24 protein-coding genes are annotated in these 24,001 nt (G+C 69.7%); 9 read left to right on the forward strand and 15 right to left on the reverse strand.

Going from position 1 to position 24,001, the window contains the following annotated elements:
* A partial coding sequence (locus tag ACTHK2_RS06020; protein WP_440244793.1) for a hypothetical protein occupies positions 1 to 1,696 on the forward strand: 1,696 nt, incomplete at its 5' end.
* Positions 1,697 to 1,877: 181 nt separating this feature from the next.
* Here ACTHK2_RS06020 and ACTHK2_RS06025 read toward each other — a convergent pair.
* The 4 genes from ACTHK2_RS06025 to mltB all read right to left on the reverse strand — a co-directional run bounded on the left by ACTHK2_RS06025 (position 1,878) and on the right by mltB (position 5,729).
* Complete coding sequence (locus tag ACTHK2_RS06025; protein WP_440244794.1) at positions 1,878 to 2,180, reverse strand: DUF493 family protein; 303 nt, start codon at positions 2,178 to 2,180, stop codon at positions 1,878 to 1,880.
* A 138-nt stretch (positions 2,181 to 2,318) separates the two neighbouring features.
* Complete coding sequence (locus tag ACTHK2_RS06030) at positions 2,319 to 3,617, reverse strand: D-alanyl-D-alanine carboxypeptidase family protein (protein ID WP_440244823.1); 1,299 nt, start codon at positions 3,615 to 3,617, stop codon at positions 2,319 to 2,321.
* Between the two features lie 115 nt (positions 3,618 to 3,732).
* The gene (locus ACTHK2_RS06035; protein WP_440244795.1) at positions 3,733 to 4,710 is read right to left on the reverse strand and encodes a septal ring lytic transglycosylase RlpA family protein; all 978 of its coding nucleotides are present in this window, start codon (positions 4,708 to 4,710) and stop codon (positions 3,733 to 3,735) included.
* On the reverse strand, positions 4,710 to 5,729 hold the full coding sequence (mltB, locus tag ACTHK2_RS06040) for a lytic murein transglycosylase B (protein WP_440244796.1): 1,020 nt from the start codon (positions 5,727 to 5,729) through the stop codon (positions 4,710 to 4,712). Before mltB ends, ACTHK2_RS06035 begins: the two co-directional genes overlap by 1 nt.
* Before the next feature lie 311 nt (positions 5,730 to 6,040).
* Between mltB and ACTHK2_RS06045 the strand changes: the two genes are divergently transcribed.
* Positions 6,041 to 6,520, forward strand: a complete 480-nt coding sequence (locus ACTHK2_RS06045; RefSeq protein ID WP_440244797.1) for a hypothetical protein — start codon at positions 6,041 to 6,043, stop codon at positions 6,518 to 6,520.
* A 46-nt stretch (positions 6,521 to 6,566) separates the two neighbouring features.
* Here the strand turns inward: ACTHK2_RS06045 and ACTHK2_RS06050 are convergent, their stop codons facing one another.
* From ACTHK2_RS06050 to ACTHK2_RS06075, 6 genes are all read right to left on the reverse strand, one after another.
* A complete protein-coding gene (locus tag ACTHK2_RS06050) occupies positions 6,567 to 7,973 on the reverse strand; it encodes a hypothetical protein (RefSeq protein ID WP_440244798.1) in 1,407 nt (468 codons plus the stop codon).
* A gap of 29 nt (positions 7,974 to 8,002) precedes the next feature.
* The gene (rodA, locus tag ACTHK2_RS06055; RefSeq protein WP_440244799.1) at positions 8,003 to 9,124 is read right to left on the reverse strand and encodes a rod shape-determining protein RodA; all 1,122 of its coding nucleotides are present in this window, start codon (positions 9,122 to 9,124) and stop codon (positions 8,003 to 8,005) included.
* Positions 9,121 to 11,034 carry a penicillin-binding protein 2 gene (gene mrdA, locus ACTHK2_RS06060; protein WP_440244800.1) on the reverse strand — a complete coding sequence of 638 codons (1,914 nt, stop codon included), beginning with the start codon at positions 11,032 to 11,034 and terminating at the stop codon, positions 9,121 to 9,123. The genes rodA and mrdA overlap by 4 nt, the downstream gene beginning before the upstream one ends.
* A gap of 16 nt (positions 11,035 to 11,050) precedes the next feature.
* The gene (mreD, locus tag ACTHK2_RS06065) at positions 11,051 to 11,539 is read right to left on the reverse strand and encodes a rod shape-determining protein MreD (protein ID WP_440244801.1); all 489 of its coding nucleotides are present in this window, start codon (positions 11,537 to 11,539) and stop codon (positions 11,051 to 11,053) included.
* Positions 11,536 to 12,462: a rod shape-determining protein MreC gene (gene mreC, locus ACTHK2_RS06070; RefSeq protein ID WP_440244802.1), complete on the reverse strand. Its 927-nt coding sequence runs from the start codon at positions 12,460 to 12,462 to the stop codon at positions 11,536 to 11,538. Before mreC ends, mreD begins: the two co-directional genes overlap by 4 nt.
* Positions 12,463 to 12,562: 100 nt before the next feature.
* On the reverse strand, positions 12,563 to 13,609 hold the full coding sequence (locus ACTHK2_RS06075; RefSeq protein WP_440244803.1) for a rod shape-determining protein: 1,047 nt from the start codon (positions 13,607 to 13,609) through the stop codon (positions 12,563 to 12,565).
* 388 nt (positions 13,610 to 13,997) lie between these two features.
* Here ACTHK2_RS06075 and ACTHK2_RS06080 point away from each other — a divergent pair, with 388 nt between their 5' ends.
* Together ACTHK2_RS06080 and ACTHK2_RS06085 are read left to right on the forward strand one after the other, a co-directional pair.
* A complete protein-coding gene (locus ACTHK2_RS06080; protein WP_440244804.1) occupies positions 13,998 to 14,933 on the forward strand; it encodes a carbohydrate kinase family protein in 936 nt (311 codons plus the stop codon).
* 27 nt (positions 14,934 to 14,960) lie between these two features.
* On the forward strand, positions 14,961 to 15,401 hold the full coding sequence (locus tag ACTHK2_RS06085; protein ID WP_440244805.1) for a DUF192 domain-containing protein: 441 nt from the start codon (positions 14,961 to 14,963) through the stop codon (positions 15,399 to 15,401).
* Positions 15,402 to 15,698: 297 nt separating this feature from the next.
* On the opposite strand, the gene ACTHK2_RS06090 is transcribed toward ACTHK2_RS06085, so the two are convergent.
* The gene (locus tag ACTHK2_RS06090; protein WP_440244806.1) at positions 15,699 to 16,685 is read right to left on the reverse strand and encodes a Stealth CR1 domain-containing protein; all 987 of its coding nucleotides are present in this window, start codon (positions 16,683 to 16,685) and stop codon (positions 15,699 to 15,701) included.
* 137 nt (positions 16,686 to 16,822) lie between these two features.
* Here ACTHK2_RS06090 and ACTHK2_RS06095 point away from each other — a divergent pair, with 137 nt between their 5' ends.
* A complete protein-coding gene (locus tag ACTHK2_RS06095) occupies positions 16,823 to 18,379 on the forward strand; it encodes a DUF6798 domain-containing protein (protein ID WP_440244807.1) in 1,557 nt (518 codons plus the stop codon).
* 28 nt (positions 18,380 to 18,407) lie between these two features.
* Here the strand turns inward: ACTHK2_RS06095 and ACTHK2_RS06100 are convergent, their stop codons facing one another.
* A complete protein-coding gene (locus ACTHK2_RS06100) occupies positions 18,408 to 18,608 on the reverse strand; it encodes a rubredoxin (protein ID WP_440244808.1) in 201 nt (66 codons plus the stop codon).
* An 89-nt stretch (positions 18,609 to 18,697) separates the two neighbouring features.
* Between ACTHK2_RS06100 and thiE the strand changes: the two genes are divergently transcribed.
* The 4 genes from thiE to ACTHK2_RS06120 all read left to right on the forward strand — a co-directional run bounded on the left by thiE (position 18,698) and on the right by ACTHK2_RS06120 (position 22,039).
* Complete coding sequence (thiE, locus tag ACTHK2_RS06105; RefSeq protein WP_440244809.1) at positions 18,698 to 19,336, forward strand: thiamine phosphate synthase; 639 nt, start codon at positions 18,698 to 18,700, stop codon at positions 19,334 to 19,336.
* Positions 19,333 to 20,625, forward strand: coding sequence for a glutamate-1-semialdehyde 2,1-aminomutase (gene hemL / locus ACTHK2_RS06110; protein ID WP_440244810.1), 1,293 nt, complete (start codon positions 19,333 to 19,335; stop codon positions 20,623 to 20,625). Before thiE ends, hemL begins: the two co-directional genes overlap by 4 nt.
* A 98-nt stretch (positions 20,626 to 20,723) precedes the next feature.
* Positions 20,724 to 21,380, forward strand: coding sequence for a hypothetical protein (locus ACTHK2_RS06115; RefSeq protein ID WP_440244811.1), 657 nt, complete (start codon positions 20,724 to 20,726; stop codon positions 21,378 to 21,380).
* Positions 21,381 to 21,388: 8 nt separating this feature from the next.
* Positions 21,389 to 22,039 carry a helix-turn-helix transcriptional regulator gene (locus ACTHK2_RS06120; protein WP_440244812.1) on the forward strand — a complete coding sequence of 217 codons (651 nt, stop codon included), beginning with the start codon at positions 21,389 to 21,391 and terminating at the stop codon, positions 22,037 to 22,039.
* 21 nt (positions 22,040 to 22,060) lie between these two features.
* Here the strand turns inward: ACTHK2_RS06120 and ACTHK2_RS06125 are convergent, their stop codons facing one another.
* From ACTHK2_RS06125 to ACTHK2_RS06135, 3 genes are all read right to left on the reverse strand, one after another.
* A complete protein-coding gene (locus ACTHK2_RS06125; RefSeq protein WP_440244813.1) occupies positions 22,061 to 22,786 on the reverse strand; it encodes a 2OG-Fe(II) oxygenase in 726 nt (241 codons plus the stop codon).
* A 76-nt stretch (positions 22,787 to 22,862) separates the two neighbouring features.
* Positions 22,863 to 23,285, reverse strand: coding sequence for a VOC family protein (locus tag ACTHK2_RS06130; RefSeq protein ID WP_440244814.1), 423 nt, complete (start codon positions 23,283 to 23,285; stop codon positions 22,863 to 22,865).
* Between the two features lie 100 nt (positions 23,286 to 23,385).
* Positions 23,386 to 23,976, reverse strand: a complete 591-nt coding sequence (locus ACTHK2_RS06135) for an LON peptidase substrate-binding domain-containing protein (RefSeq protein ID WP_440244815.1) — start codon at positions 23,974 to 23,976, stop codon at positions 23,386 to 23,388.
* Positions 23,977 to 24,001 lie beyond the last annotated feature (25 nt).

Below are 24,001 nucleotides of genomic sequence, written 5' to 3' on the forward strand. Positions count from 1 at the left end.
GCCGCAGGACGCCTTCGTGCAGTGGATGGCCGCCGACGCCGGCAGCTACTACAGCAGCCAGTGCGGCCCGACGCGGTGGCCGGTCGCCGAGGTCGCCAGCCTCGTGCGCCTGGAACCGGACAACGCGGGCGCGCTGCAGTACGCGGTCGCGCTCGCTCAGGCGAAACACGACGATGCCGCGCTCGACGAGGCGCTCGCCCGCATGGCCTCGGCGACGCGCGCCGACGATCATCTCGGCGACGAGATCGCCGAATGGCGCAAGATCTACATGGCGCATCCGGAAGGCAACCTCGTCCTTCCGATGTGGAGCGAGGCGCCCGCGACCGAGCGTGCGCTGCTCGGCGCGCTGAACCAGACCAGCTATCGCGCCTCACCCGTCCAATCCGCCCTCGCCCAGGCATGCACGCCCAATGGCGACAGCGAACGCACGTGGCAGCGCCTCGGCTGGTGCGTCGATGCAGGCGTGCTCCTCGCCGGCAAGGGCAGCAGCTTCGCCTTGCGCGATGCGGGCCTCGAGATGCTCGCCGCGGCGGGCGCGACGCCGTCCGACCTCGCCGACCTGCAGCGCCGCCAAGACTGGCTCAAGGCGAATTCGGCCAATCCGGTGAGCAATTCCGAAGCGGTTGCCGACGCCCCGGCAGATATCGCTGCCGACTGGCGCGGCGCGAAGGGCGACGTCGCGGCGACGGAACGCCGGCTCCAGCGCCTCGGCAAACCCGCGACGCCGCCCTCTGGCTGGGATGCGAAGCACGACACGGCGCGCATGGCCGAAGCGGAAGCGCAGGCCCACACGTGGGCGAACTACTCCCGCGAACTGCTCGACGTGATGGAAGCGAGCAGCGACGCGCGCACGCGCGTGCTGGCGCTCGCGTCGGCGCCGATGCGCGCGATCATGGTCGCGGCCACATCGAGGTCCGATGCCGGCGCCGATCCCGCAGCCGACGCGAAGACCGCGCTGGCCGACTTCGCCGCGGCGCACCCCAATGACGCCTTCGTGCAGTGGATGGCCGCCACGCAGGGCGATGCACCGGCGCGCACCCGTGTGCAGCGGCTCGAACCGGACAATGCGGCGGCCTGGGCGCTGTCGTTCGCAGACACGTCGATCGAGCCGAAGCAGACACTCGAGCGCATGGCATCGGGCCGCCGCCATTCACAGCATGTGAAGGAAGCCGTTGACTTGTGGCTGGCGGCGGTCAGGAAATCTCCGCCACCCGCGGATCTCGATCTCGCCGGGTTCGTCTCGACGGAGCCGGACTCGGCGAAGGTCGCGCTCCCCGCCGACGACCGCGCCGCGATGGCCGCTTCGGTGTTCGCAGCGATGAGCGCGATGGGGGGCAGCGAGTCTTTTGCCGCGCTCATGAAAAGCTGCGCGGAGAAATCGCCGCATTGCGTGACGATCGGCCGGACCCTGTCCGATCGCTCGGATACGTTGATCGGTACGCGCCTCGGCTTCGCGCTGTTGCGCAAGCAGGATGCGATGACCGCGGCGGACATCGCGAGCGCGCGCCGCCTCGACTGGTGGCAGGAAGGCATGCGCGGCCTCTCGACGTCCGCGGAGGCGCTCGCCTACCTGCGTGATTCGATCGCGCACGGCGAGATCGAGGCGATGCGCCTCGCGATGCAGCGCAAGGGCACGCTCGAGCCGCCCGCGGACTGGCAATCGCCGGCGGAGAAAAAGGCCGCCGCGAAGCAGTAGGAGCGGCTTTCAGCCGCGATGCTCTTCGCGACGGTGGGCCAAGGCCTTACACGCTGTCATGGAGGAAGCGGCGCAAGCCGCGGCGTTCGTCCCGTAGGGCGGTACGCGCGCAGCGCGTGCCGCCGTCGGCCTGCGGAGGCATCGCGGCTGACGCCACTTCCCCCGCAGCGATGCGCTTGCGTCAGAGCGTCCAGCGCACCGCGGGATCGGCGCGCAGCGCCGCGTGCGCGGCGTCGTAGAGTTCGCGCGTCGGGCAGGTGAAGCTCACCGACACGGACACGTAGTTGCCCGCGCGCGAGGGCCGCACGCGCTGCGATCCGGCGAGCACGCTGAGGCCGAGGCCTTCGAGGATTTCGCCGACCTTGCGTTCCAGCTCGGCCGATGCACTGCCCATCGCGTTGATTTCGAACACGCCGGGGAACTGGAAGCCCTGGTCCGGGCTCTGCGGGCGGATGTCGTCGAGGTCTTTCATTGCGGTCAGCATCGGTGATCCATGGGTTCGGGGCAAGCGCGGCCATGACGGCGCGCGAAACGCGAAGCGCCGCATCGTGTGCGGCGCTTCGTCCATGCCCCCGAGATGACGGCGCGCGCGGCGATTTTCAACGTCGCCGCGAGCGGCGGCTCATTCACCCTTCGGCGCTGCCGACGACACGTTCGCGCCGGCGTCGCCCTTGAACCACATCCACATGCCGTCGCCGAGGCGCTTGAAGAACCCGCCTTCGGCGCCCTCGTCGAGCGCGATCAGCGGGCGCTGCGCGAGCACCTTGTCGTCGAGCTGCACCCTGAGCGTGCCAACCTGCTGGCCCTTGCCGATCGGCGCGACCAGGCGCGAGGGCATCTCGAGGCTCGCCTTGAGTTCGTTGTAGCGACCATGCGGGAACGTGACCAGCACGTCCTCGGCGACGCCGAGCGGCAAGGTCGCGACCGCGCCCTTCCAGAGTTCGGGTGTCGCGAGGGGCGCGTTCGCCGCGTACAGCTTCTTCGTCTCGAAGAAGCGGAAGCCGTAGTTGAGCAGTTCCTGGTTGTCGTCGGCGCGCTGCTTCTCGCTCGGCGCGCCCATCACGACCGCGATGAGGCGTTGTTCACCGCGCTTGGCCGAGGTCGCGAGGCAGAAGCCGGCTTCCGAGGTGTGGCCTGTCTTGATGCCGTCGACGGTCTCGTCGCGCCAGAGCAGCGTGTTGCGGTTGTGCTGCTTGATGCCGTTCCACTCGAAATCCTTGATCGCGTAGATCTTGTATTCCTCGGGGAAGTCGTGGATGAGCGCGCGCGACAGCAGCGCGACGTCGTGCGCGGTCGTGTAATGGTCGGGGTTGGGCAAGCCGCTCGCGTCGACGTAGTGCGTGCCGGTCATGCCGATCTTCGCCGCGTACTGGTTCATGAGCTGGGCGAAGGTCTCCTCCGAACCCGCGGTGTGCTCGGCCAGCGCGATCGCGGCGTCGTTGCCGGACTGGATGATCATGCCGTACAGCAGGTCCTTGAGCGCGACCTTGCTGTTGAGCTGCAGGAAGCTCGTCGAGCCGTCCGTGCCGGCGCCGCCGGAGCGCCAGGCGCGCTCGCTGATGAAGACCTGGTCGTCGAGATGGATCTTGCCCTGCGCCATCTCGGCCGAGACCACATAGGAGGTCATCACCTTGGTGATCGACGCGGGCGCGACGCGCTGGTCCATGTTGCTCTCGGCGAGCACCTGGCCGCTCGCGTAATCCATCAGCACCCAGCTCTTCGCGTCGATCGCGGGCGCGGGCGGCGTCGGACCCGCGCCCATGCCCGGCACCGGCGCGGCCGGCGCGGGTTTCGCGACCGGTTGCGGGGTCGGCAACGCAGGGGCCGCGGCGGGCGCCTGCGTGGCGGGCGCGGGCGGATCGGCGCGCACGGCGGTGCCGGCGAGGGCGAGGAGGACGGCGGGGGCGAACAGGAACGGCAGCTTCATCGCGAGGTCGGGTCCGGCTAACAACAAAGCTCGGATTGTCGCAGAGCACATCGGTCAATACACGGGCGAATCGAGGGCGCGGATGCGAACCGTTCAGGCGCAACGCGGCTCAACGCTCGATCGCGAGGCGCGGCACGCCGAAGCCGAGCCGCTCGATGCGCGCGGTGAGCGCATCGGCCGTTTCCGTGTCGGCGAGCGGACCGATGCGCAGGCGATGCACGGTGCGTCCGGCGTCCGCGACCGATTCGATGCCCGCCTGGTCGAGCCCCGCTCGCCTCGCCTGCTCGAGCGCGCGTTCGGCATTGGCGCGCTCGCCGAACGCGGCGAGTTGGAGGTAGATGCGGGGTTCACGGCTGTGCGCCGAGGGCTGAGGGCTGGAAGCAGGTGCGGCGGCGGCCGGCACCCGGGCCGGAACGGGAGCATCACGATCGGTCGGTGGCGGAGCCTTGGCGACACGCGACGGCGGCAGCTCGTCGGGACGCGCCGGATCGAGCGCGCGCACCTCGACGCGACCGGTGCCTTTCGGCCATACGCCGATCTTCACCGCGGCCGCGTACGAGAGGTCGATGATGCGGTCTTCGTGGAACGGGCCGCGGTCGTTGATGCGCACGACCACGCTCTTGCCGTTGTCGAGGTTGGTCACGCGCGCGTAGCTCGGCAGCGGCAGCGTCTTGTGCGCGGCGCTGAACGCGTACATGTCGTACGGCTCGAACGACGACGTCATGTAGCCGTGGAACTTGTTGCCGTACCACGAGGCGATGCCGCGTTCGACGTAGCCACGCGAATCGGGCAACACGCGATAGGTGCGGCCGAGCACGCTGTAGGTTTCCTTGTTGCCGTAGCGCGAGCGCGGTTCCGCCTTCGGCACGGGTTCGGGGATCTTGCTGACGTCGATCGGCGGCGCCGCGGGGCCGTCGTCGGCATGTTGGGCATAGCGCTCCGACTGCGGCCGCGAGGTGTCGTTGGGCAGCCGCGCGTTCTCGCGCGGCGGCGCGCGCGAGGCGCCCGCGTCGCCGCGGGTACGATGCCCGGCGCAGGCCGCGAGCGCGAGGCACAGGCCGGCGCAGGCGGCGATGCGCCAGCGCATCACGGCGCCGCCGCCCCGCGCGCGATCGACTGCGCGAGCTGGAACACGGCCATCGCGTACAACGGACTCTTGTTGTAGCGCGTGATCGCGCGGAAATTGCCGAACACGAGCCAGTATTCGACGCCATGCTCGCCGTCGAGCTTGAGCAGGGTCGACGGCGTGTCGGCGTCGATGCGCTCGAGCGGCGCATAGCCCCACGCTTCCATCTGCTGCAGCGGATAAACCGGGTCGAGGCCGGGATCGGGCAGCACGCGCGCATCGGCCGCAGGCTGCGCGCGCACCGCGACCGGCTGTCCCTGCTGCCAGCCGTGCTCGGCGAAATAGTTGGCGATGCTCGCCGTGATGTCCGGCAACGAACCCCAGAGGTCGATGCGGCCGTCGCCGTCCTCGTCCTTCGCCCACTTGGCGATGCTCGTCGGCATGAACTGGCCCCAGCCCATCGCGCCCGCATACGAGCCGCGCAGGGCATCGACGGGATAGGCGAGATGCCCGTCACCGAGCAGGAACAACTGCTTGAGTTCACCGCGGAAGAACTTGCTGCGCGGCGGATAGTGGAACGCGAGCGTCGCCAGCGCATCGAGCACGCGGTACTTGCCGGTGTTCGCACCGTAGCTCGTCTCGACACCGATGATCGCGACGATGATCTCCGGTGCGACACCGTGCTCCCTGCCGACGCGCTCGATCAGCTCGCGATTGGCGCGGTAGAACGCGACGCCGTCGTCGATGCGCTTGTCGGTGAGGAAGATCGGCGCGTAGGCGCTCCAGGGCTTGGTCGCCTCGGCCGGGCGTGCGATCGCATCGAGGATCGACTGCTGCACCTTGGCACCCGCGAGCGTCGCGAGCACATCGGCTTCCGACGGCCCACCCTCGCGCGCGACCTCGGCCGCGAACGCGCGTTCGTCGGCGCCGAGCGCAGCGACATCGCCATTCGCCGCGGCAGCGATGCCGCGACCGGCGCCCAGCAGGCAGATCGACACGAGGACCAGATGAGCGCGCGCGGCGCGAAGCAATGCCTGCATGCGCCTACTCTACCATCGCGCCACGCCGCGCGACCGGATCGCGCACGGCGTTCGAACGCGGGGCTCGAGCGAGTTGGGCATTCAAGCGCAACGCGCAAGTCCCGCCGCGCGCACCCGGGACGCGCGTCGGCCTGTCGGTATGCGCGCGAGCGTCCCACGGCTCGCCACGACGCCGTCGCACGCACGGCACGCGGATGTCCTACGCGCCGCCGCGCCGCCGCCGGGTCGCGCGCGTCCCCCCGCGAGCGGAAGCTGTACGGGTTCCGGCGCCGCCATGGTGGCCGCGTCGCGCAACGTCCAGGGAGGACACCATGCTCCGTCGCTTCATCGCCGCTTTCGCCATGCTGCTCGCCGCCGCGGGCTCCGCCCACGCGCAGTCGCATCGCGTGACCTACACCGATCCCTACAGCTATTTCACCACCGACGCGCAGTTCGAAGCCTGGTACTCGCTGCGCGCGCGTCTTGCCGTCGATTTCGACGACATCTGCGGCGACACCTTCTGCGAAGGCGACTTCAGCAACATCACGCCGCTGCGCTTCCAGTGTTCGGTGCAGCGCGGCTCGGGCCGGATCGGCGGCTGCGTGTGGTCGTTCGCGGCGAGCAACGAGGACATCGACCCGGCCACGGGTGCCTTGGACGTGCAGCAGCCGAGCTGGCAGTGCCCGATTCCGATCGCACCGCACACGACGATCGAGGCGCTGCTCTCTGCGCTCGCCGGCGACGACCCGCTGGACACGCCGCTGCCGGGCACGCCGCTCACGGTCTACGACGGGCTGCTCCACTGCCTGTGATCCTGGACCGCTGCTGGGCGATGCGCACAGCAGCGGTCCCGTCCACTCATTCGTTCGGGTTGCACCCGTGTATCCATTGCCCATCCCGCGGGCTGACCCCGGCGCCGTACCACTGATCGCGGTAGATGCCGCCGTAGTTGGCAAGGCGCCCGGGTTGCGCATTGGCGTTGACGAGGTTGTAGGCGAGGAAGCCCACGGCGGGCACGCCGGACACGCAGACGTGACCTTGCTGCGAGGGACTCAGGTCGACCCCTTCCATCGCTCGAAAATAGCGCGGTTGCAGCCGCGTATGGCCCGACTCCTGGTACGGGTACAGGTACGTCGCGAGGCGCGATGCGAATACACCGGAGGCGCCTGCTTCGGCTTGCTGCGGCGTCGCATACGCGATGACGTTGACGGCACGATCGAGATGGAACTCCGTTTCGTACTGGCAGTAGTCGCCTTGGCATGGGTTTCCGAGGCGGTCATAGATCGTTGGGTCGACGAACTTCAGCGGCGCCACACCGGGCGCATGGAACACCTCGTCGAATGGTGGTAGCGCCGTCGTGCTGCCGGATATCGCCGGGTCCGTGTAGTAGCGCTGCGTCGGCATGGAGACCACCCAGTCGCTCCTCGCACCTAGCGCGGATGGCGCGACGTACTGGTTGTACAGTATCGACTTCGCGAGCACGGCGCTGACCGCGTCAATCTTGCGGTCGAAATGCACGAGCCCGTAACCGGGAATCGACGCATCGGCGCCCGCGAGGTGTCCGCCCGCGTTCGCGAGCGAGGGGTCGAGGGGACCCATCGCCGGCGAGTACAGCGGATCGGGCGAGAAGCCGTCCAGCGCCGTCGCGTCGTAGGCGTAATACAGGCCCAAGCCGACGCTGATCACGGCAGCCGTGCCGTAGATCGTCTCCCCAGGCCCGTCGATGTCCTCGAACAGCGACCCCGGCAGCGGTGTGCAGGTGCGTTCGAGCCCGACGATGGCACTGTAGGTGGACGTCTCCGAAGCGATCGTTCCACCGCTGATGACCTCGATGAATCCCTCGCGCGTGCGCTCGACGCCGCGCGGACCCGCGTCGGCAGGCAACCCGCCGCTGCCGTCGAACTGCGCGGTGCTGAAGACCGCCCCGGCCGTGGGCAGCGCCGGCACCGTGCACGTCGAAGCGGGGGTACGCAGCATCGCGCGACCGTCCGCCGCCTTCGTCACCGCGCCGACCCAGATTTCGTTGGCGGGCAGGTAGAGGTCGAAATCGAGCACGGGCCGGCTGTTGTAGCCCTCGAGGAAACGGACCTTCACGATCTGCGCGTGTTCACCGAGGCTCCCGATCGTGACGAGCGTGTCCTGGCCATCACTGGCCGTGTAGTACGGAAACAGCAGCACCTGGCCCGATCCATCGGGGCTCAGTTCCATGCCCGATGAGGCGGTCGCGACGAGCAAGGCTGATGCGAAGATGAACGAGCGGACCATGTCGAGTCTCCCGACGGTGAACTCGTATACTAAGCGCTCGCGAGCGCCTTGCGGTGTGCGTGGATCGACATCAGGACGCCGAAGCCAGCGAGCAGCGACACCGCGGACGTGCCGCCGTAACTCACCAGCGGCAACGGCACGCCGACCACCGGCAGCATGCCGGTGATCATGCCGCCGTTGACCATCACGTAAACGAACAACGACATGCTGATCGCGCCGGCGAGCAGGCGCGCGTAGGTGTCCTTCGCCTCGGCGGCGATCCAAAGGCAGCGCGCGATGATGAATACGTAGAGCGCGAGCAGGAGCAGCACGCCGACCAGCCCCCATTCCTCGGCGAATACGGAAAAAATGAAATCGGTCGTGTGTTCGGGCAGAAATTCCAGGCGCGACTGCGTGCCGTGATGCCATCCCTTGCCCCACACGCCGCCCGATCCCACCGCGATCTTCGACTGGATGATGTGCCAACCATTGCCGAGCGGATCGGCCTCGGGATCGAGCAGGGTGAGCACGCGGTTCTTCTGGTAGTCGTGCAGGAAGTGCCAGGCGACCGGGACCATGCCCGCGAATGCCGCGAGCAGCGCACCGATGCGCCACCAGGCGAGCCCGGACAGGAAGATGCCGAAGGCACCGCTCGCGACGATCAGGAGCGCGGTGCCGAGGTCGGGCTGCTTGGCGATCAGCGCCGCCGGCACCGCGATCAGCGCGCCGGCGACACCGAGCGTGGTCCAGCCCGGCGGCAACGGCCGGCCGTTGAGATACCACGCGATCATCATCGGCATCGTGAGCTTGAGCAGCTCCGAAGGCTGGAAGCGCACGACCTTGAGGTCGAGCCAGCGATTCGCGCCGCGGCCCTCGCCGTGGATGACGACGATCACGAGCAGCGCGACGCTCGCCGCGTACAGCCATGGCGTCCAGTTGCGAAGGGTCAAGGGCGGCACGCGCGCGATGATCGTCATCAGCAGCAGGCCGAGCACGAAGCGCAACCCCTGCGAGACGACCAGGCCGACATCCTTGTCGCCGGCGCTGTACAGCGTGCCGAGACCGATCCCCATCAGCAGCAGCAGGGCGCCGAACAGCGGCAGGTCGAGGCGTGGCTTTCGCCACATCGAGAGCAGGCGATGCCGCCATTCGTGGAAGAGTTCGTCGATCACGGCGATGCCGCTCCCTGCTGGCCGGCGGCGGCGAGTTCGGCCTGGCGTTGCTGGTCGCCCGGCAGCCAGGCGTCGAGGATCTTGCGCGCGATCGGCGCCGCGTCGTGCGCGCCGCTGCGCCCGGCCTCGAGCGCGACGATCACCGCGATGCGCGCGTCGTCGGCGGGCGTGAACGCTTCGAACAGCACCTGGTGGCGCTCGATCGGGCTCGCGCTGATGCTCGTCCATTCCGTGCCGGTGCGCGAATAACGCTCGGCGGTGCCGGTCTTGCCGGCGATCGGATACGGGAAGCCGGCATCGATGCCGCGTGCGGTGCCGCTGCGCATCACCTCGGTCATGCCCTGCTGCACCGCCGCCCAGTTCGCGGCGCGCTCGATCACGTTCCTGCGCGGCGGCGGCAGCGGCACCGGTTCCACCTTGGCGTCGACGCCGCGCTGCACCGCGCGCAGCAGGTGCGGCGTGTGCGGCACGCCGCGCGCGGCGAGCGTCGACACCGCGTTGGCAAGCTGCAGCGGCGTCACGACCCAGTAGCCCTGGCCGATGCCCGCGATCACCGTCTCGCCGGGGTACCAGGGCTGGTTGAAGCGCCCGCGTTTCCATTCGCGCGAGGGCAGCACGCCGCTGCCCTCGCCCATGAGGTCGATGCCGGTCGGCTGGCCGAAGCCGAAACGCGTCATGAACCCGCTGAAGCGATCGATGCCCATGTCGAGCGCGAGCGAATAGAAGTAGGTGTTGACCGACTTGGCGATCGCCTGCACGAGGTCGACGCGGCCCTGGCCACCCCGCACGTCGTCGCGATACGCGCGCGACTGGCCCGGGATGAAGAATTCACCGGTCGAGAGCACCGTATCCTCGGGACGGCGCAGGCCGAGCTCGAGGCCGCCAAGGCCGACGAACGGTTTCATCGTGGAGCCCGGCGCATAGTTGCCACGCAGCAGGCGGTTGAGCAGCGGCTTGTCGTCGGCCTCGAGCAACGCGGCGTAGTCGACGCTGGCGATGCCGTTGACTAAAAGGTTCGGATCGAAGCTCGGCACGCTGACCATCGCGAGCACCTCGCCATTGCGCGGATCGATCGCGACGGCCGCGCCGGCCCGCCCCTCGAACGCGGCTTCGGTCGCCTCCTGCAGGCGTGCGTCGATGCTGAGGTAGAGGTTCTCGCCCGGTTTCGGCGCGACCCGGCCGAGCGGCTCGCCGATCGGCCGATGGTCGGCATTGACCTCGATCTTCTCGTAGCCGACCTCGCCGTGCAGGCGGTCCTCGTAGTACCGCTCGATGCCGGTCTTGCCGACGTGGGTGGTGCCGGCGTAGTCGCCCTTGTCGAGCTTGGCGAGATCGGCCTGGTCGATGCGGCCGACGTAACCGACGGTATGCGCGAACTCCTCGCCGAGCGGATACGAGCGGGTCAGGTAGGGCACGACGTCGACGCCGGGGAAGGCCCAGCGGTTGACCGAGAACCGGGCGATTTCCTCCTCCGAGAGCTTCAGTCGGATCGGCATTCCCTCGTACGAGCGCTTGCCCTTGCGCAGCGCGTCGAAGCGCTCGATGTCGTCCTCGCTGATCGGCACGACCTCGCCGAGCCGCCCGATCGTCGCGTGCAGGTCCTGCACCTGGTCGGGCGTGATCTCGAGGCGGAACGCGGCGACGTTCTCGGCGAGCAGCACGCCGTTGCGGTCGTAGATGAGGCCGCGCGCGGGCGCGAGCGGGCGCGTGAGCACGCGGTTGGCCTCCGAGCGCGCGCTGAACTCGTCGTGCCGCTCGATCTGCAGGAACGAGAAACGCACGCCGAGCGCGGCGAGGCAGGCGACGATGATGAGGAAGCCGGCGAGTGCGCGACGGCGGAACAGCGCTTCCTCTTGGCGTGCTTCCTTCAGCGGCTTGTAGCCGCCGTTGCGGAACCGGGAGCGGCGCATGCGCATCGGCCAGCCGTCATTCGTGCGCGCGCAGGCGGGCGCGCAGGTCGTCGAACAGGAGGAACAGGAACGGCCACGCGACCATCCCGGTCAACGGCGAGAGCCAGAACGTCGCCGCCGGCATCGGCTCGCCCGAGAAACCGCGCGCCATCAGCATGACGATGCGGTCGTTGAGCAGCAGCGCGAGCAGCGCGAGCGACTGCTGCCCTACCGGGAAGAAGCGCAGGCGTGCGCGGAAACGCAGCACGATGAAGGTGAGCACGAGCAGGCGCAGCGCCTGCTCGCCCAGGAGTTCGCCGACGAGCAGGTCGGCGACGACGCCGATCGCGAAGGCGAAGCCGAGGCCGACGCGCTCGGGCGTCTCGATCGCCCAGTAGACGAGCACGAGGCCGATCCAGTACGGCTTGAGCGGCTCGAACATCAGCGGCAGCGGCATCAGCTGCAGCAGGAACGCGCAGGCGATGCTGCCGGCGAACAGCCAGGTGCGCGCGCGCAGGCGGCTCATGGCGTGGGCGCCGGCGACGATGGCGCAGGACCGGCGAGCTCGGCCGGCGGCCCGACCTCCTCCAGCGGAGCCGGCGGCCCGTACGGCTGCGGCTGGTCGCGCAGCAGCAGCACTTCGCTGCTGCGATCGAGTGCGGCGGCGGGCCGCGCGACCGCAGCGATGAACATGCCGCTCTTGTCCTGGCCGACCTGACGCACTTCGCCGACGGGAAAGCCGGCCGGGAAGCGCCCGCCGAGTCCGGACGTGAGCAGGCGGTCGCCGACCTTGATGTCGGCACTGATCGGGATGGTCGGCAGTTGCAGCTTGTCGATCTCGCCGTTGCCGTAGGCGATCGTGCGCAGGCCGGTGCGCTCGACGACGACCGGGATGGCGTGCGTCGCGTCGGTGATCAGCATCGCGATCGAGCTGTTCGGCAGCACCTCGACGATCTGGCCCATAACGCCCTGCGCGTCGATCACCGGCTGGCCGACGTCGATGCCCTGGCCCGCGCCGACGTCGAGCACGATGCGGTGCCGATAGGGGTCGAGGTCGACGTTGATGAGGCGGGCGAACTGCACGGCGAGGCCGAGGTTCTTCTGCGCATCGAGCAGGTCCTTGAGGCGCGCGTTCTGCGCGACCAACGCGTCGAGGCGGTTGAGGCGTGCCTGCGCGAACAGGAGCTGCTCGCGCAGCGCGCGGTTCTCGCTGGCGAGCTGGTCCTGCGTCGCGACCGCGGTACGCGTGGCGCGCGCGAGGTTCGCCGGCAGCGCCGCGATGCGATAGACGGGTTCGATCAGCAGGCCGCCCGCGCGGCGCAGCGACTCGAGGTAGTTGCCGCGATGGTCGAGCACCATCAGCCCGATCGCGCCGGCGAGGTAGACGATCAGCCGCAACGTGCTGACCGCGCCCTCGGCGAACAGCGTGGTGGCATTGTCGGTGCGCATCGTGCCGGGAATGGGGAATCGGGAGCTGGGAATCGCAAGGGCGGGATAGTACGCGCGCGTGCGCTTCTACCATTCCCCATTCTCGATTCCCGATTCCCGGCTATTCCGGCGCGAAGAAATCGCTGCCGTGCAGGTCGATCAGCTCCAGCGCGCGGCCGCCGCCGCGGGCGACGCAGGTGAGCGGGTCGTCGGCCACGTGCACGTGCAGGCCCGTCTCTTCCGAGATGAGGCGATCGATGTCGCGCAGCAGCGCGCCACCACCGGTCAGCACGATGCCGCGTTCGGCGACGTCCGAGCACAGCTCCGGCGGCGTCTGTTCGAGCGCGCTGCGCACCGAGCTGACGATGCCCGAAAGCGGCTCGTGCAGTGCCTCGAGCACCTCGTTCGAATTGACCGTGAACATGCGCGGCACGCCTTCGGCGAGGTTGCGGCCGGACACCTCGATCTCCTTGACCTCCGACTGCGGGAACGCGCAGCCGATCTCGACCTTGATCTTCTCGGCGGTCGCCTCGCCGATCAGCGTGCCGTGGTTGCGGCGCACGTAGTTGATGATCGCCTCGTCGAAACGGTCGCCGCCGATGCGCACGGATGCCGAGTAGACGATGCCATTGAGCGAGATGACCGCGACTTCCGAGGTGCCGCCGCCGATGTCGAGCACCATCGATCCGCGCGCCTCGTGCACCGGGATGCCGGCGCCGATCGCCGCGGCCATCGGCTCCTCGATCAGGTAGACGTCGCGCGCGCCGGCCGACTCGGCCGACTCCTTGATCGCGCGGCGCTCGACCTGGGTCGAGCCGCAGGGCACGCAGATGAGCACGCGCGGGCTCGGACGGAACATGCGCGCACGGTGCACCTTGCGGATGAACTGCTTGAGCATCTCCTCGGTCATCGTGAAGTCGGCGATGACGCCGTCCTTCATCGGACGCTTGGTGATGATGTTGCCCGGCGTGCGGCCGAGCATGAGCTTGGCGTCGCCGCCGACCGCGGCGATCGAGCGCGGGCCGCCCGGACCGCGGTCCTGGCGGATGGCGACGACCGAGGGTTCGTTGAGGACGATGCCCTGCCCGCGCACGTAGATCAGCGTATTGGCGGTGCCGAGATCGATCGAGAGATCGTTGGAGAAGAGTCCGCGGAAGCCTTTGAACATGGGTGCGGCGCGAGCCTTTGGAATTGCGGGTGGGTGCGATGCCGGGTCGTCCTGTCCGGTTCGCATGCGATGTGCGGGCGCGGGGCCGCGTCCGTTCCGCCTTGCCGGCCAGGGTCGCCGGCGCGGCCGCACTCCTCGTGTGCGTCGAATCGCCCTCGCGGGCGCTCCGAATGCGGGAAAAGCGCGCGATTTTAGTCGTGTGACGATGCGCGGGCAAGGACATTCGAGTTAAAAAACCCTTCCCGCAGCGTGCTTTTTCGAGGGTTCGGCAGCGGTGCCCGCGCCCGACGCCGGCCGGGCGAGGATTCCCGGCGGGCGCCGCGCCCGGTAAGCTTCGCCGGTTTTGGGCGCCGCGGGCGCTCCCTGCCCACCGTTTCCGGATGCCCCGATGTCTGCACTGATCTGCGGTTCGCTCGCCTACGACACCATCATGGTGTTCCAGGACCAGTTCAAGAAACACATCCTGCCCGACCAGGTGCACATCCTGAACGTGTCGTTCCTCGTGCCGCGCATGCGCCGCGAGTTCGGCGGCTGCGCCGGCAACATCGCCTACAACCTGAAGCTCCTCGGCGACGATCCGATCCCGTTCGCCGCGGTCGGCCAGGACTTCGGCCCGTACCGCGAGCATATGAAGCAGTGCGGCATCCGCCTCGACCACGTGAGCGTGTTCGAGGACCTGTTCACGCCGCAGTGCTTCATCACGACCGATCTCGACAACAACCAGATCACCGCGTTCCATCCCGGCGCGATGCTCAACTCGCACGACCACCACGTGAAGGACGTCGAGGGCGTCACGTTCGGCATCGTGGCGCCGGACAGCCGCGACGGGATGCTGCAGCATTCGCGCGAGTTCGCCGAGATGGGCATGCCCTTCATCTTCGACCCGGGCCAGGCGATGCCGCTGTTCTCTGGCGAGGAATTCCGCACGATGATCGAGCAGGCCGACTACGCGATCGTCAACGACTACGAGTCGCAGCTGCTGCAGCAGCGCACCGGCTGGAGCGCCGCCGAGATCGCGCAGCGCGTGAAGGCCTACATCGTCACGCAGGGGCCGAAGGGCTCGACGATCCTCGCCGACGGCAAGAGCCATGTGATCCCGCCCGCGCAGGAGCGCCGCGTGGTCGACCCGACCGGCTGCGGCGACGCCTACCGCGCCGGCCTCATCTTCGGCCTCATGCGCGACATGGACTGGCCGACCACGGGCCGCATCGCCTCGCTGATGGGCACGCTCAAGATCGAGCACCCGGGTACGCAGAACCAGCGTTTCAGCTACCCCGAGTTCGCCGACCAGTTCCGCCAGCAGTTCGGCTACGCGCTCGGCTGAGCGCACCCTTCCTCCGAGGAGCCTTCGATGAGCCATCCGTCCCCCTTCGCGCGGCTCGCCGCCGGCCTCGTGTTCGCCGCGCTGATCCAGTCCTGCGCCGCCCAGGGCCCGTACGTCGAGCTCAAGGGCCAGCGCTACTCCATCGAAATCGCCGAGGACGACGCCGCGCGCACGCATGGCCTCATGGACCGCACCGAGATGGCGATGGACCACGGCATGCTGTTCGTGTTCCAGGACGACATCCCGCGCGCGTTCTGGATGAAGAACACGAAGATCGCGCTCGACATGCTCTTCTTCGACGCCGATCGCCATTTGGTCAGCGTGCAGCACGACGTGCCGCCGTGCCTCGCCGACCCCTGCCCCGCCTATTCGAGCGGCGCACCGGCGCGCTACGTGCTCGAGCTCAACGCGGGCCAGGCGCGCAAGCTGGGCCTGACTCCGGGCGACGAGCTGACGATTCAGCGCTGAGCAGGGGGCTGGACACGGCGCGGCTCGGCAGCGCCGGGCCCGGCGCAGCCCGCTCGCTCCAGACGCCGTCGCGCAGGGTCAGGTCGCCGCGCAATTCGTTCGCGCAGGCGAGTCCGCAACGATAGGGGACGAGCACGCCCGTGGCGTCGTCGACGACGGCGTCCTCGATCGGGAAGAACACGCGCATGGCACCTCCTCGGCTGGGGATGGCGCCATTGCACCGGTTGCGGGTGCCGCGCGCGTGTCACCCGGATGACGCGATCGGGGCGTGAGGAGGCGGGACGCTGGCGCGCCGTTTCAGCGCGGCGCGAGCGCCGCCGCCGGCTCGATCCTGCGGTCGAGCCACGCCGCGATGTCGCGCTGCAATGCCTCGCTCGCCTGGTCCAGGCTCTGCACGCACGCGAACGCGATGCGCGCGTCGCGGTCCGCGGCGCGCAGCTTCCCGCGCAGGCGCCATTCGCGCTGCTCACCGGGCTTGAGCTGCACGACACGCAGGCCGTCGTCGAACACGGCGCGGCCGGCGGCGATCTCGAGGTGCGCGGCGAGGCTTTCGGCGAGGAACTGTTCGGGTGAGCGCAGGGCGTGCGCGAGCTGCTGCCCGAGCAGGCCGGGGTGCGCGTCGAAGAATGCCTGCAGGGTCGCACGGCGGTACGGATAGGGCACGTGTGGCAAGCGGAAGTAGCGGCGATCGAAACCGGCGAGTCGTGCGCTCAGCTCCTGCGCCTCGCGGTTGCCTGCGCGCTCGGCCGCGCCGCCACGCACGCGCTTGACGAGCCGGCGCACGCCGGCGAACGCGGCGTGGTCGCGCTGCGCATGCCACTCGCCGCGCAGCACCACGCCGTCGTCGCGGAAGAAGGCCGTGGGCTCGATCGGCCGCAGGATCATGAAGTCGTCGTTGAAGCAGACGTAGTGCCCGGCGAGGTCGGGAATGCGCCAGAGCATCGCGCTGATGGTGCGGCTGTTGAACGTCGGCAGGCACTGTTCGTGGCCGGCGAAGATCTCGCGGTGGTCGACGACGTGCACGCGACCGGCCTCCGGCGTACCGCGCAGGCGCGCGACGAGCGCCGGCGTCTGGCGGTCGGTCACGATGTGGATGCGGCGGAACCACGGCGCGAAGCGCAGGATCGAGGCGACGCACCAGTCGAGTTCACCCGCGTCGTGGAAGCGGGTCGCGCGCGCGGCCGGCGGGCGGCCGCCGCCGCGGCTCGCGAGATGGGCTTCCAGGCGCTCGCGGTGCGCCGGGTCCGCACCGTCGACCCAAGGGATGACGGCATCGATGTTCATGTCGTCGGGACTCCGCGCGCGCTGCCGGCGACCCGCGGCCGGGCCGGCTCGAAGCTTCGTAGTGTGCCGGAGCGGTGCGCGCGAAGACATCCCGGGGCAACGGCGGATAGCATGTCGCACCCCGAACGGAACGCGCCATGCCCCACGATTCGAATCCCGGCCGGACGCGCGCGTCCGATGTGCTTCGTGCGAGCGGCATGGTCGCGGCCTGCACCGCGCTCGCGATCGCGCTCGATCGCGGCATCCACCTCGGCAGCGAAAACCACGCCGGCCTGCTGCCGGTGATGCGCCGAATCCTCGATCCCGCTTACCTGCCCGGCGATTTCGGCATATCGATCCGTTTCCATCATCACCACGTCTTCACCTGGGTCGCGGCGATGCTGTCGATCCCGTTCGGCGAGAACGGCGCCCTCGCGCTGCTCACCGTGGTCGGCCTCGCCGCGATCTTCGCCGGCCTCTGGCGCCTCGGCGGCACGCTCGGACTCGCGCCCGCGCGGCGCCTGCTGCTCGGCGTCGCGATCGCGATCGGCCTCGCCTGGCTCGATCGCGGCGTCGAGGCGAACCGCTTCCTCGGCAACGGCCCGATCATGCCGCCGACGTTCGCCCATGCGTCGATCCTGTTCGGCATCGACGCGCTCGTGCGGCGGCGCTGGAACCTCGCGTTCGCGCTCGCCGGTGCCACCGCGCTCGTGCACCTGCAGATCGGTGCGGTCTGGCTCATCGTGCTCTCGACGATCGCGAGCGCGAGCGGCGTCGCGGCGCAGCCACGCCGCTGGTTGCCCGGCCTTGCCGCCGCCCTCGTGATCGCAAGCCCGGGCCTGCTCGACGTGTGGGCCCTGCTGCATGCGGGGCTGGTCGAGGGCATCGGTCGCGTCGACGACGTCGCGTTCCGCATGCCGCAGCACTTCGAGTTCCGCGCCGACCGCGTCGCCGCGGTCGCGCTGTACGGCGTCGCCTTCGCGCTCGCGTGGCGCCGCTGGCGCGCACGCGCCGATGAGCGCAGCGACCGGTTCCGCCCGCTGCTGCAGGTCGTCGCAAGCCTGATGCTGCTGACCTTCGTGCATTATCTCGACTATTACGTGCTGCACACCGGCTGGATCGCACGCCTGCAACTGCTGCGCCTGAGCATGTTCGTGCCCGTACTCGCCGCGCTCGCGTTGCTTTCGAACCCGCCGGCCCCGCGCGAAACGCGCGAGCGCTGGCCGCTCGCGCTGGCCGTGCTGTTCGGCGTCGGCGCCCTCGCCGCGGGTTTCGCGCGCCATGCGCCACCGTCGCTGCGCATCGTCGACGAAGCGCAGGCCGCCGACGACTGGGCCGACATCACGCGCTGGATCCGCCAGAGCGGACCGCCAGGCCTGTACGTGACGCCGCCGGGGCAGATCGGTTTCACCGCGCGCAGCGACCGCTCGACGCTGGTCGAATTCAAGATCAACCCGGACGGCGGCGCCGGCCTCGGCGAGTGGATGCATCGCCTCGACGCGGTCACCGCGCATTCGCTGCCGGCGGCTTCGACGCGGCGTGACGTGGCCGGGGAACTCGATGCCGCGTACGCGCGCCTGACATCGGAGCAGGTGCACCAGCTCGCCGCCGACTATGGCGTACGCACGGCGGTCGTCCCGGCCGCAAGCCCGCTGCAGGGGCGCGAACTCCATCGCAACGCCGGCTATCGCGTCGTCGCGCTGGATCCAGACTGACGCGTGCCGCGGCTGGAAACGGCGCGGTTCAGATCTCCACCATCTCGAAGTCGGACTTGGTCACGCCGCAATCGGGGCAGGTCCAGGTTTCGGGCACGTCTTCCCAGCGCGTGCCGGCCGGAATGCCGTCCGCGGGCCAGCCTTCGGCTTCGTTGTAGAGGAACCCGCAGACGACGCACATGAAGGTGCGGTAGGGCGCGTCGACGGCGGCGGAGGCGGTATCGGACATTTCGAGACGACGATCGGGAACGAAAGGCCTTGTATTCTCGCAGCTTGCGCGCGTGCGCGGAAGCACGCCCCGGCGAGGACTTTTCACCGATGACGACCTCGAGCAGCCGCGTGCGCGGCCTGTATGCGATCAGTGACGGTCCGCGCGCCGACCTGCGCGAAGCCTGCGCGGCCGCGCTCGAGGGCGGCGCGCGCCTGCTCCAATACCGCGACAAGACCGCCGATGCGCCGCGCCGGCTCGCCGAGGCGCGCGCGTTGCAGGCGCTCTGCGCACGCCATGGCGTGCCGCTGATCGTCAACGACGACGTCGACCTCGCGGCCGCGGTCGGCGCGGCCGGCGTGCACCTCGGCGAAGACGATGCGGAACCGGCCGAGGCGCGCGCGCGGCTCGGCGCGCAGGCGATCGTCGGCGTGTCCTGCTACGACTCGCTCGAACGGGCGCGACACTACGCCGCAGCAGGCGCCGACTACCTCGCGTTCGGTGCATTCTTCGCCTCGCCGACCAAGCCGCATGCGCGCGTCGCATCGCCGCGCCTGCTGCGCGAGGCGAAGGCGTTCGGCCTGCCGCTGGTGGCGATCGGCGGCATCACGCATGACAATGCGCACGGACTCATCGATGCCGGCGCCGACGCCGTCGCGGTGATCTCGGCCCTGTTCGGCGCGCGCGACGTGCGCGCCGCCGCGCGCCGTTTCAGCGATCTCTTCGAATCCGATCCGAGCCGACGATGACGACCAACCACGAACTGTTCCAGCGCGCGCAGGCGCGCATCCCCGGCGGCGTGAACTCGCCCGTGCGCGCGTTCCGCTCGGTGGGCGGCGAACCGTTCTTCACCGCGCGCGCCGACGGCGCGTACCTGTGGGACGTCGAAGGCACGCGCTACATCGACTACGTCGGCTCGTGGGGCCCGATGATCGTCGGCCACAACCACCCGACCGTGCGCGAAGCGGTCGAGCGGGCGATCCGCGACGGCCTCTCGTTCGGCACGCCGTGCGCGGCCGAAGTGACGATGGCCGAGACGATCGCCGCGATCGTGCCGTCGGTGGAGGTCGTGCGCATGGTCAACTCGGGCACGGAAGCGACGATGTCGGCGATCCGCCTCGCGCGCGGCTACACCGGGCGCCAGCGCATCGTGAAGTTCGAAGGCTGCTACCACGGCCACGGCGACGCGTTCCTCGTGAAGGCGGGCTCGGGTGCGCTCACGCTGGGCGTGCCGACCTCGCCCGGCGTGCCGAAGGCGCTCGCCGACCTCACCCTGACCCTGCCGTACAACGACCTCGAGGCCGCGCGGCAGCTCTTCGCCGAACACGGCGACGAGATCGCCGCGCTGATCATCGAGCCGGTCGCCGGCAACATGAACTGCATCCTGCCGCGCGAGGGCTACCTCGCCGCGCTGCGCGAGCTGTGCACGCGACACGGCGCGCTGCTCATCTTCGACGAGGTGATGACCGGCTTTCGCGTCGCGCTCGGCGGCGCGCAGGCGCACTACGGCATCACGCCCGACCTCAGCACGTTCGGCAAGATCATCGGCGGCGGCATGCCGGTCGGCGCCTACGGCGGCCGGCGCGAGATCATGCAGCAGGTCGCGCCCGCGGGCCCGATCTACCAGGCCGGCACCCTGAGCGGCAATCCGGTCGCGATGGCGGCCGGGCTCGCGATGCTCGAACTGATCCGGACGCCGGACTTCCACGCGCAGCTCGATCGCCGCACGCGCCTGGTCACGGACGGGTTCGCCGCTGCCGCGGCCGAAGCCGGCGTGCCGCTCAGCGTCAATCGCATCTGCGGCATGTTCGGCCTCTTCTTTACCGACGTGGCGAAGGTGGAAACCTATGCGCAGGCGACTGCCTGTGACGTCGCGACGTTCAACCGCTTCTTCCACGCGATGCTCGCGCGCGGCGTCTATCTCGCGCCGAGCGCGTTCGAGGCGGGTTTCGTCTCGATCGCGCATACGGACGAGGTGATCGCGGCGACGATCGACGCCGCACGCGCCGCCTTCAAGGACGCCGCGGCGCGCTCTTGAGTCGATAGCGCGCGCTTTGCACATAGGTGGGTTTACTATCGTGCGTGGCCCGGCACGATGGTGTTCCGTCACATGGCGGACCCTTCGAGGAACCCACGATGAAAACACTCCCTGCCCTCGCCGGCGTGTTCGCGCTGGCGATCGCCTTCACGGCCGCGCCTTGGTGCGCGACCACATCCGAGGCCGCACCGACACGCGCCGCGGCGACCACCGCACCTGCCGCGCCCAAGCTCCATGCAGCGATGCGCGGACTCTGGCAGGGCCATGCCGCGACCACGCGCGATTACGCCAACGCCGTGAAGGCCGGCGATGACGCCGCCGCGAACAAGGCGGCCGACGCGGTCGTCGCCAATGCCAGGCAGATCGCCGACGCGGTCGGCGGCTTCTACGGCGACGCCGCGGGCAAGCAGATGCTCGAACTCCTCGCCGGCCACTGGGGCGGCGTGAAGGCCCTCACCGATGCGGGCAAGGCCGGCGACAATGCAGCGGGAGCGAAGGCGATGCAGGACCTCACGGCGAATGCGGACGCGATCGCGAAGTTCCTCTCCGGCGCCAACCCGAACCTGCCCGAGAGCGCGGTGAAGAACCTGCTCGTCACCCACGCCGGCCATCACGCGCAGCTGGTCGGCGACCTCATGAAGGGTGATACCGCGGCGGCGGCAAAGACTTGGAGCGCGATGCAGGCGCACATGGACACGATCGCCGACGCGCTCGCCGGTGGCATCGCCAAGCAGTTCCCGGCCAAGGCGAGTTGAGCGACGCGATGAAGCATGCCAGCGCGCTCGCGCAGCTCGGACCCACCCAGCAACGCCTGCTGCGCCGGCTGATGCTCGCGCCGCAGGGCGTGACCGTGGAGACGCTGTGCGACGCGCTCGGCATCAGCCACAACGCGGTCAGGCAGCACCTGACCGCGTTGATCGCCGCCGGCTTCGTCGAGCGCGGCCTCGCGCTGCCGAGCGGCGGGCGCCCGCAGGCGCGCTACGTGCTGCGGGCCGAGGGACGCGAATTGTTCCCGCGCCACTACGGCCTGATCGCGACGAGCGTGCTCGAACATCTCTACGCATCGAGCGGCAAGGCCGGCGTGCAGGCGCTGCTCGCGACGATCGGGCGCGAGCTCGGCGCCGCCGCGGCCGAGCGCATCGCCACGGTCGACGACGACGAGACCGCGCGCGCGCTCGCCGAGCAGCTCGATGCGCTCGGCTACGAGGCGCTCGCGGTGCATCGCGACGGCGAGACGCAGGTCGAGGCGTACAACTGCGTGTTCCATGCGCTCGCGAAGGCGCATCCGGACGTGTGCCGCTTCGATCTCGCATTCATGGAAGCGGCGACCGGCCGCCCCGTGCAGCACCTGGAATGCCTACTGCGCGGCGGCCATGCGTGTCGCTTCCGCCTCGGCCCGCGCGGCGAGCGCTGAGCGCGCGCGGCGACGCGACGCTCAGGTCGCGTCGTGGAAGATCAGTCCCAGCGTATGACGCCGACCGCGGCGCAGCGGGCTCACGCCATGGCGCATCGCGACCCGATAGTTGCCGCGCGAACCCTGCACCGGGCGCTGGTTGACCGCGAACACGACCGCATCGCCGCGGCACAGCGGCACGACCTGCGCGCGCGACTGCATGCGCGGGCGCTGCTCGGTCAGCACGAACTCGCCGCCGTCGAAGTCCTCGCCCGGTTGCGACAGCAGGATCGCGACCTGCAGCGGGAACACGAGTGCGCCGTACAGGTCCTGGTGCAGGCAGTTGTAGTCGCCCGGCCCGTAGCGCAGCAGCAGCGGCGTCGGTCTTCGCTGGCCGGCCGCGTGGCAGCGCGCGAGGAAGTGCGCGTGCGCGGCCGGGAAGTCCGCCGGCAGGTCCATCGCCGCATGCCAGCGGTTGGCGATCGGCACGAAGCGTTCGTACAGCGCCGCACGCCAGTGCGCGATGCACGGCGGCAGCGGATAGGCGAAATAGCGGTACTCGCCACGGCCGAAGCCGTGGCGTGCCATCACGACCGTGCTGCGGAAGCGCGCTTCGTCGTCGTAGCACGCGGCGATTTCGCGGCAGCCCTTCGCATCGAGGAAGCCGGCGACGTGCGCGAAGCCATCGGCATCGAGTGCACGCTCGATGCGCGCGCGGTCGAAACGGTCGAGCGCCGCCCCAGGCGGCGATGGAGCATTAGCAGGCACGCGGCAGGTCCTCGCGGCGATCGGAGACGCGATCATCGCGGGCGACGGCGTCGCCGCGCGCTCCGCTTCTTGCGCGTCACCAGGTGCCGGTGTTCGGCATCGATGCCCACGGCTCGGCCGGCGGCAGCGGATCACCCTTCTGCAGCAGTTCGATCGAGATGCGGTCGGGCGAACGCACGAACGCCATGTGGCCGTCGCGCGGCGGCCGGTTGATGACGACGCCCATCGCGGCGAGGTGCGCGCAGGTCGCATGGATGTCGTCGACGCGGAACGCGAGATGGCCGAAGTTGCGCGCCGAGCCGTAGTCCTCGTCGGAACCCCAGTTGTACGTGAGCTCGATCTCCGCATCCGGCGTCTCGTCGGCGGCGAGGAAGACGAGCGTGAACTTGCCGGCCGGATTCTCCTTGCGGCGCATCTCGCGCAGGCCGAGGCCCTCGCAGAAGAACTTCAACGCGGCGTCGAGGTCGTGCACGCGGATCATCGTGTGCAGGTATTTCATGGTGGATTCCTCGCAGGCGGGCATCGCGGTGGCGGCCGGATGTGGTCGGCCCGCATTGTCGTCCAAAACCGATGCGATCGACGATGCGCGCGATCGCGCCCTAACCGCGCTGGAAGCGCGGCATGTAGTGCTGCAGCTGTGCGAGGCGTTGCACCGGGTCGGTCATCTGCAGCAGGAGTTGCTTCTCCGGCTGCGCGAGCGGCAGCATTTCGGCGAGGCGGAAGCCGACCCAGCTCGCATCGTCGTAGCGGGCGCGATCGACCTTCGCCGCCGCACCGCCGACCTGATCGAGCAGGCGCTCGAGGATCGTCGCGAGCAGGCCGTGCTCGGGCGGCACCTCGACGCCGGGTTCGTCCGGCCAGAAGCGGACTTCGCCGTGCACGAGGCCGTTGTCGCGCACGCGCGTCGTCGCGACCTGGAAACGCTCGCCGCCTTCGGCGCTGATGCCGAGCAGCCCGTCGGGCAAGGTGCAGAAGTCGGTGATGCGCGCGAGCGTGCCGATCGCGGCCGGCACGGCGGGCTCGCCCGCTTCGCGCCCGGCGAGGATCAGGCACACGCCGAAGCCGGCGCCGTCGCGCGCGCAATCGCGCACGAGATCGAGGTAGCGGCGTTCGAAGATGCGAAGGCTGAGCGGGCCGCCCGGGAAGAGGACGGCGGACAGCGGGAACAGCGGAATGTCGACGAGCGGCACGCGGTCAGTCTAGCGAAAAACACGA

The organism is Dokdonella sp. (assembly GCF_051958935.1).
Lineage (GTDB): Bacteria > Pseudomonadota > Gammaproteobacteria > Xanthomonadales > Rhodanobacteraceae > Dokdonella_A.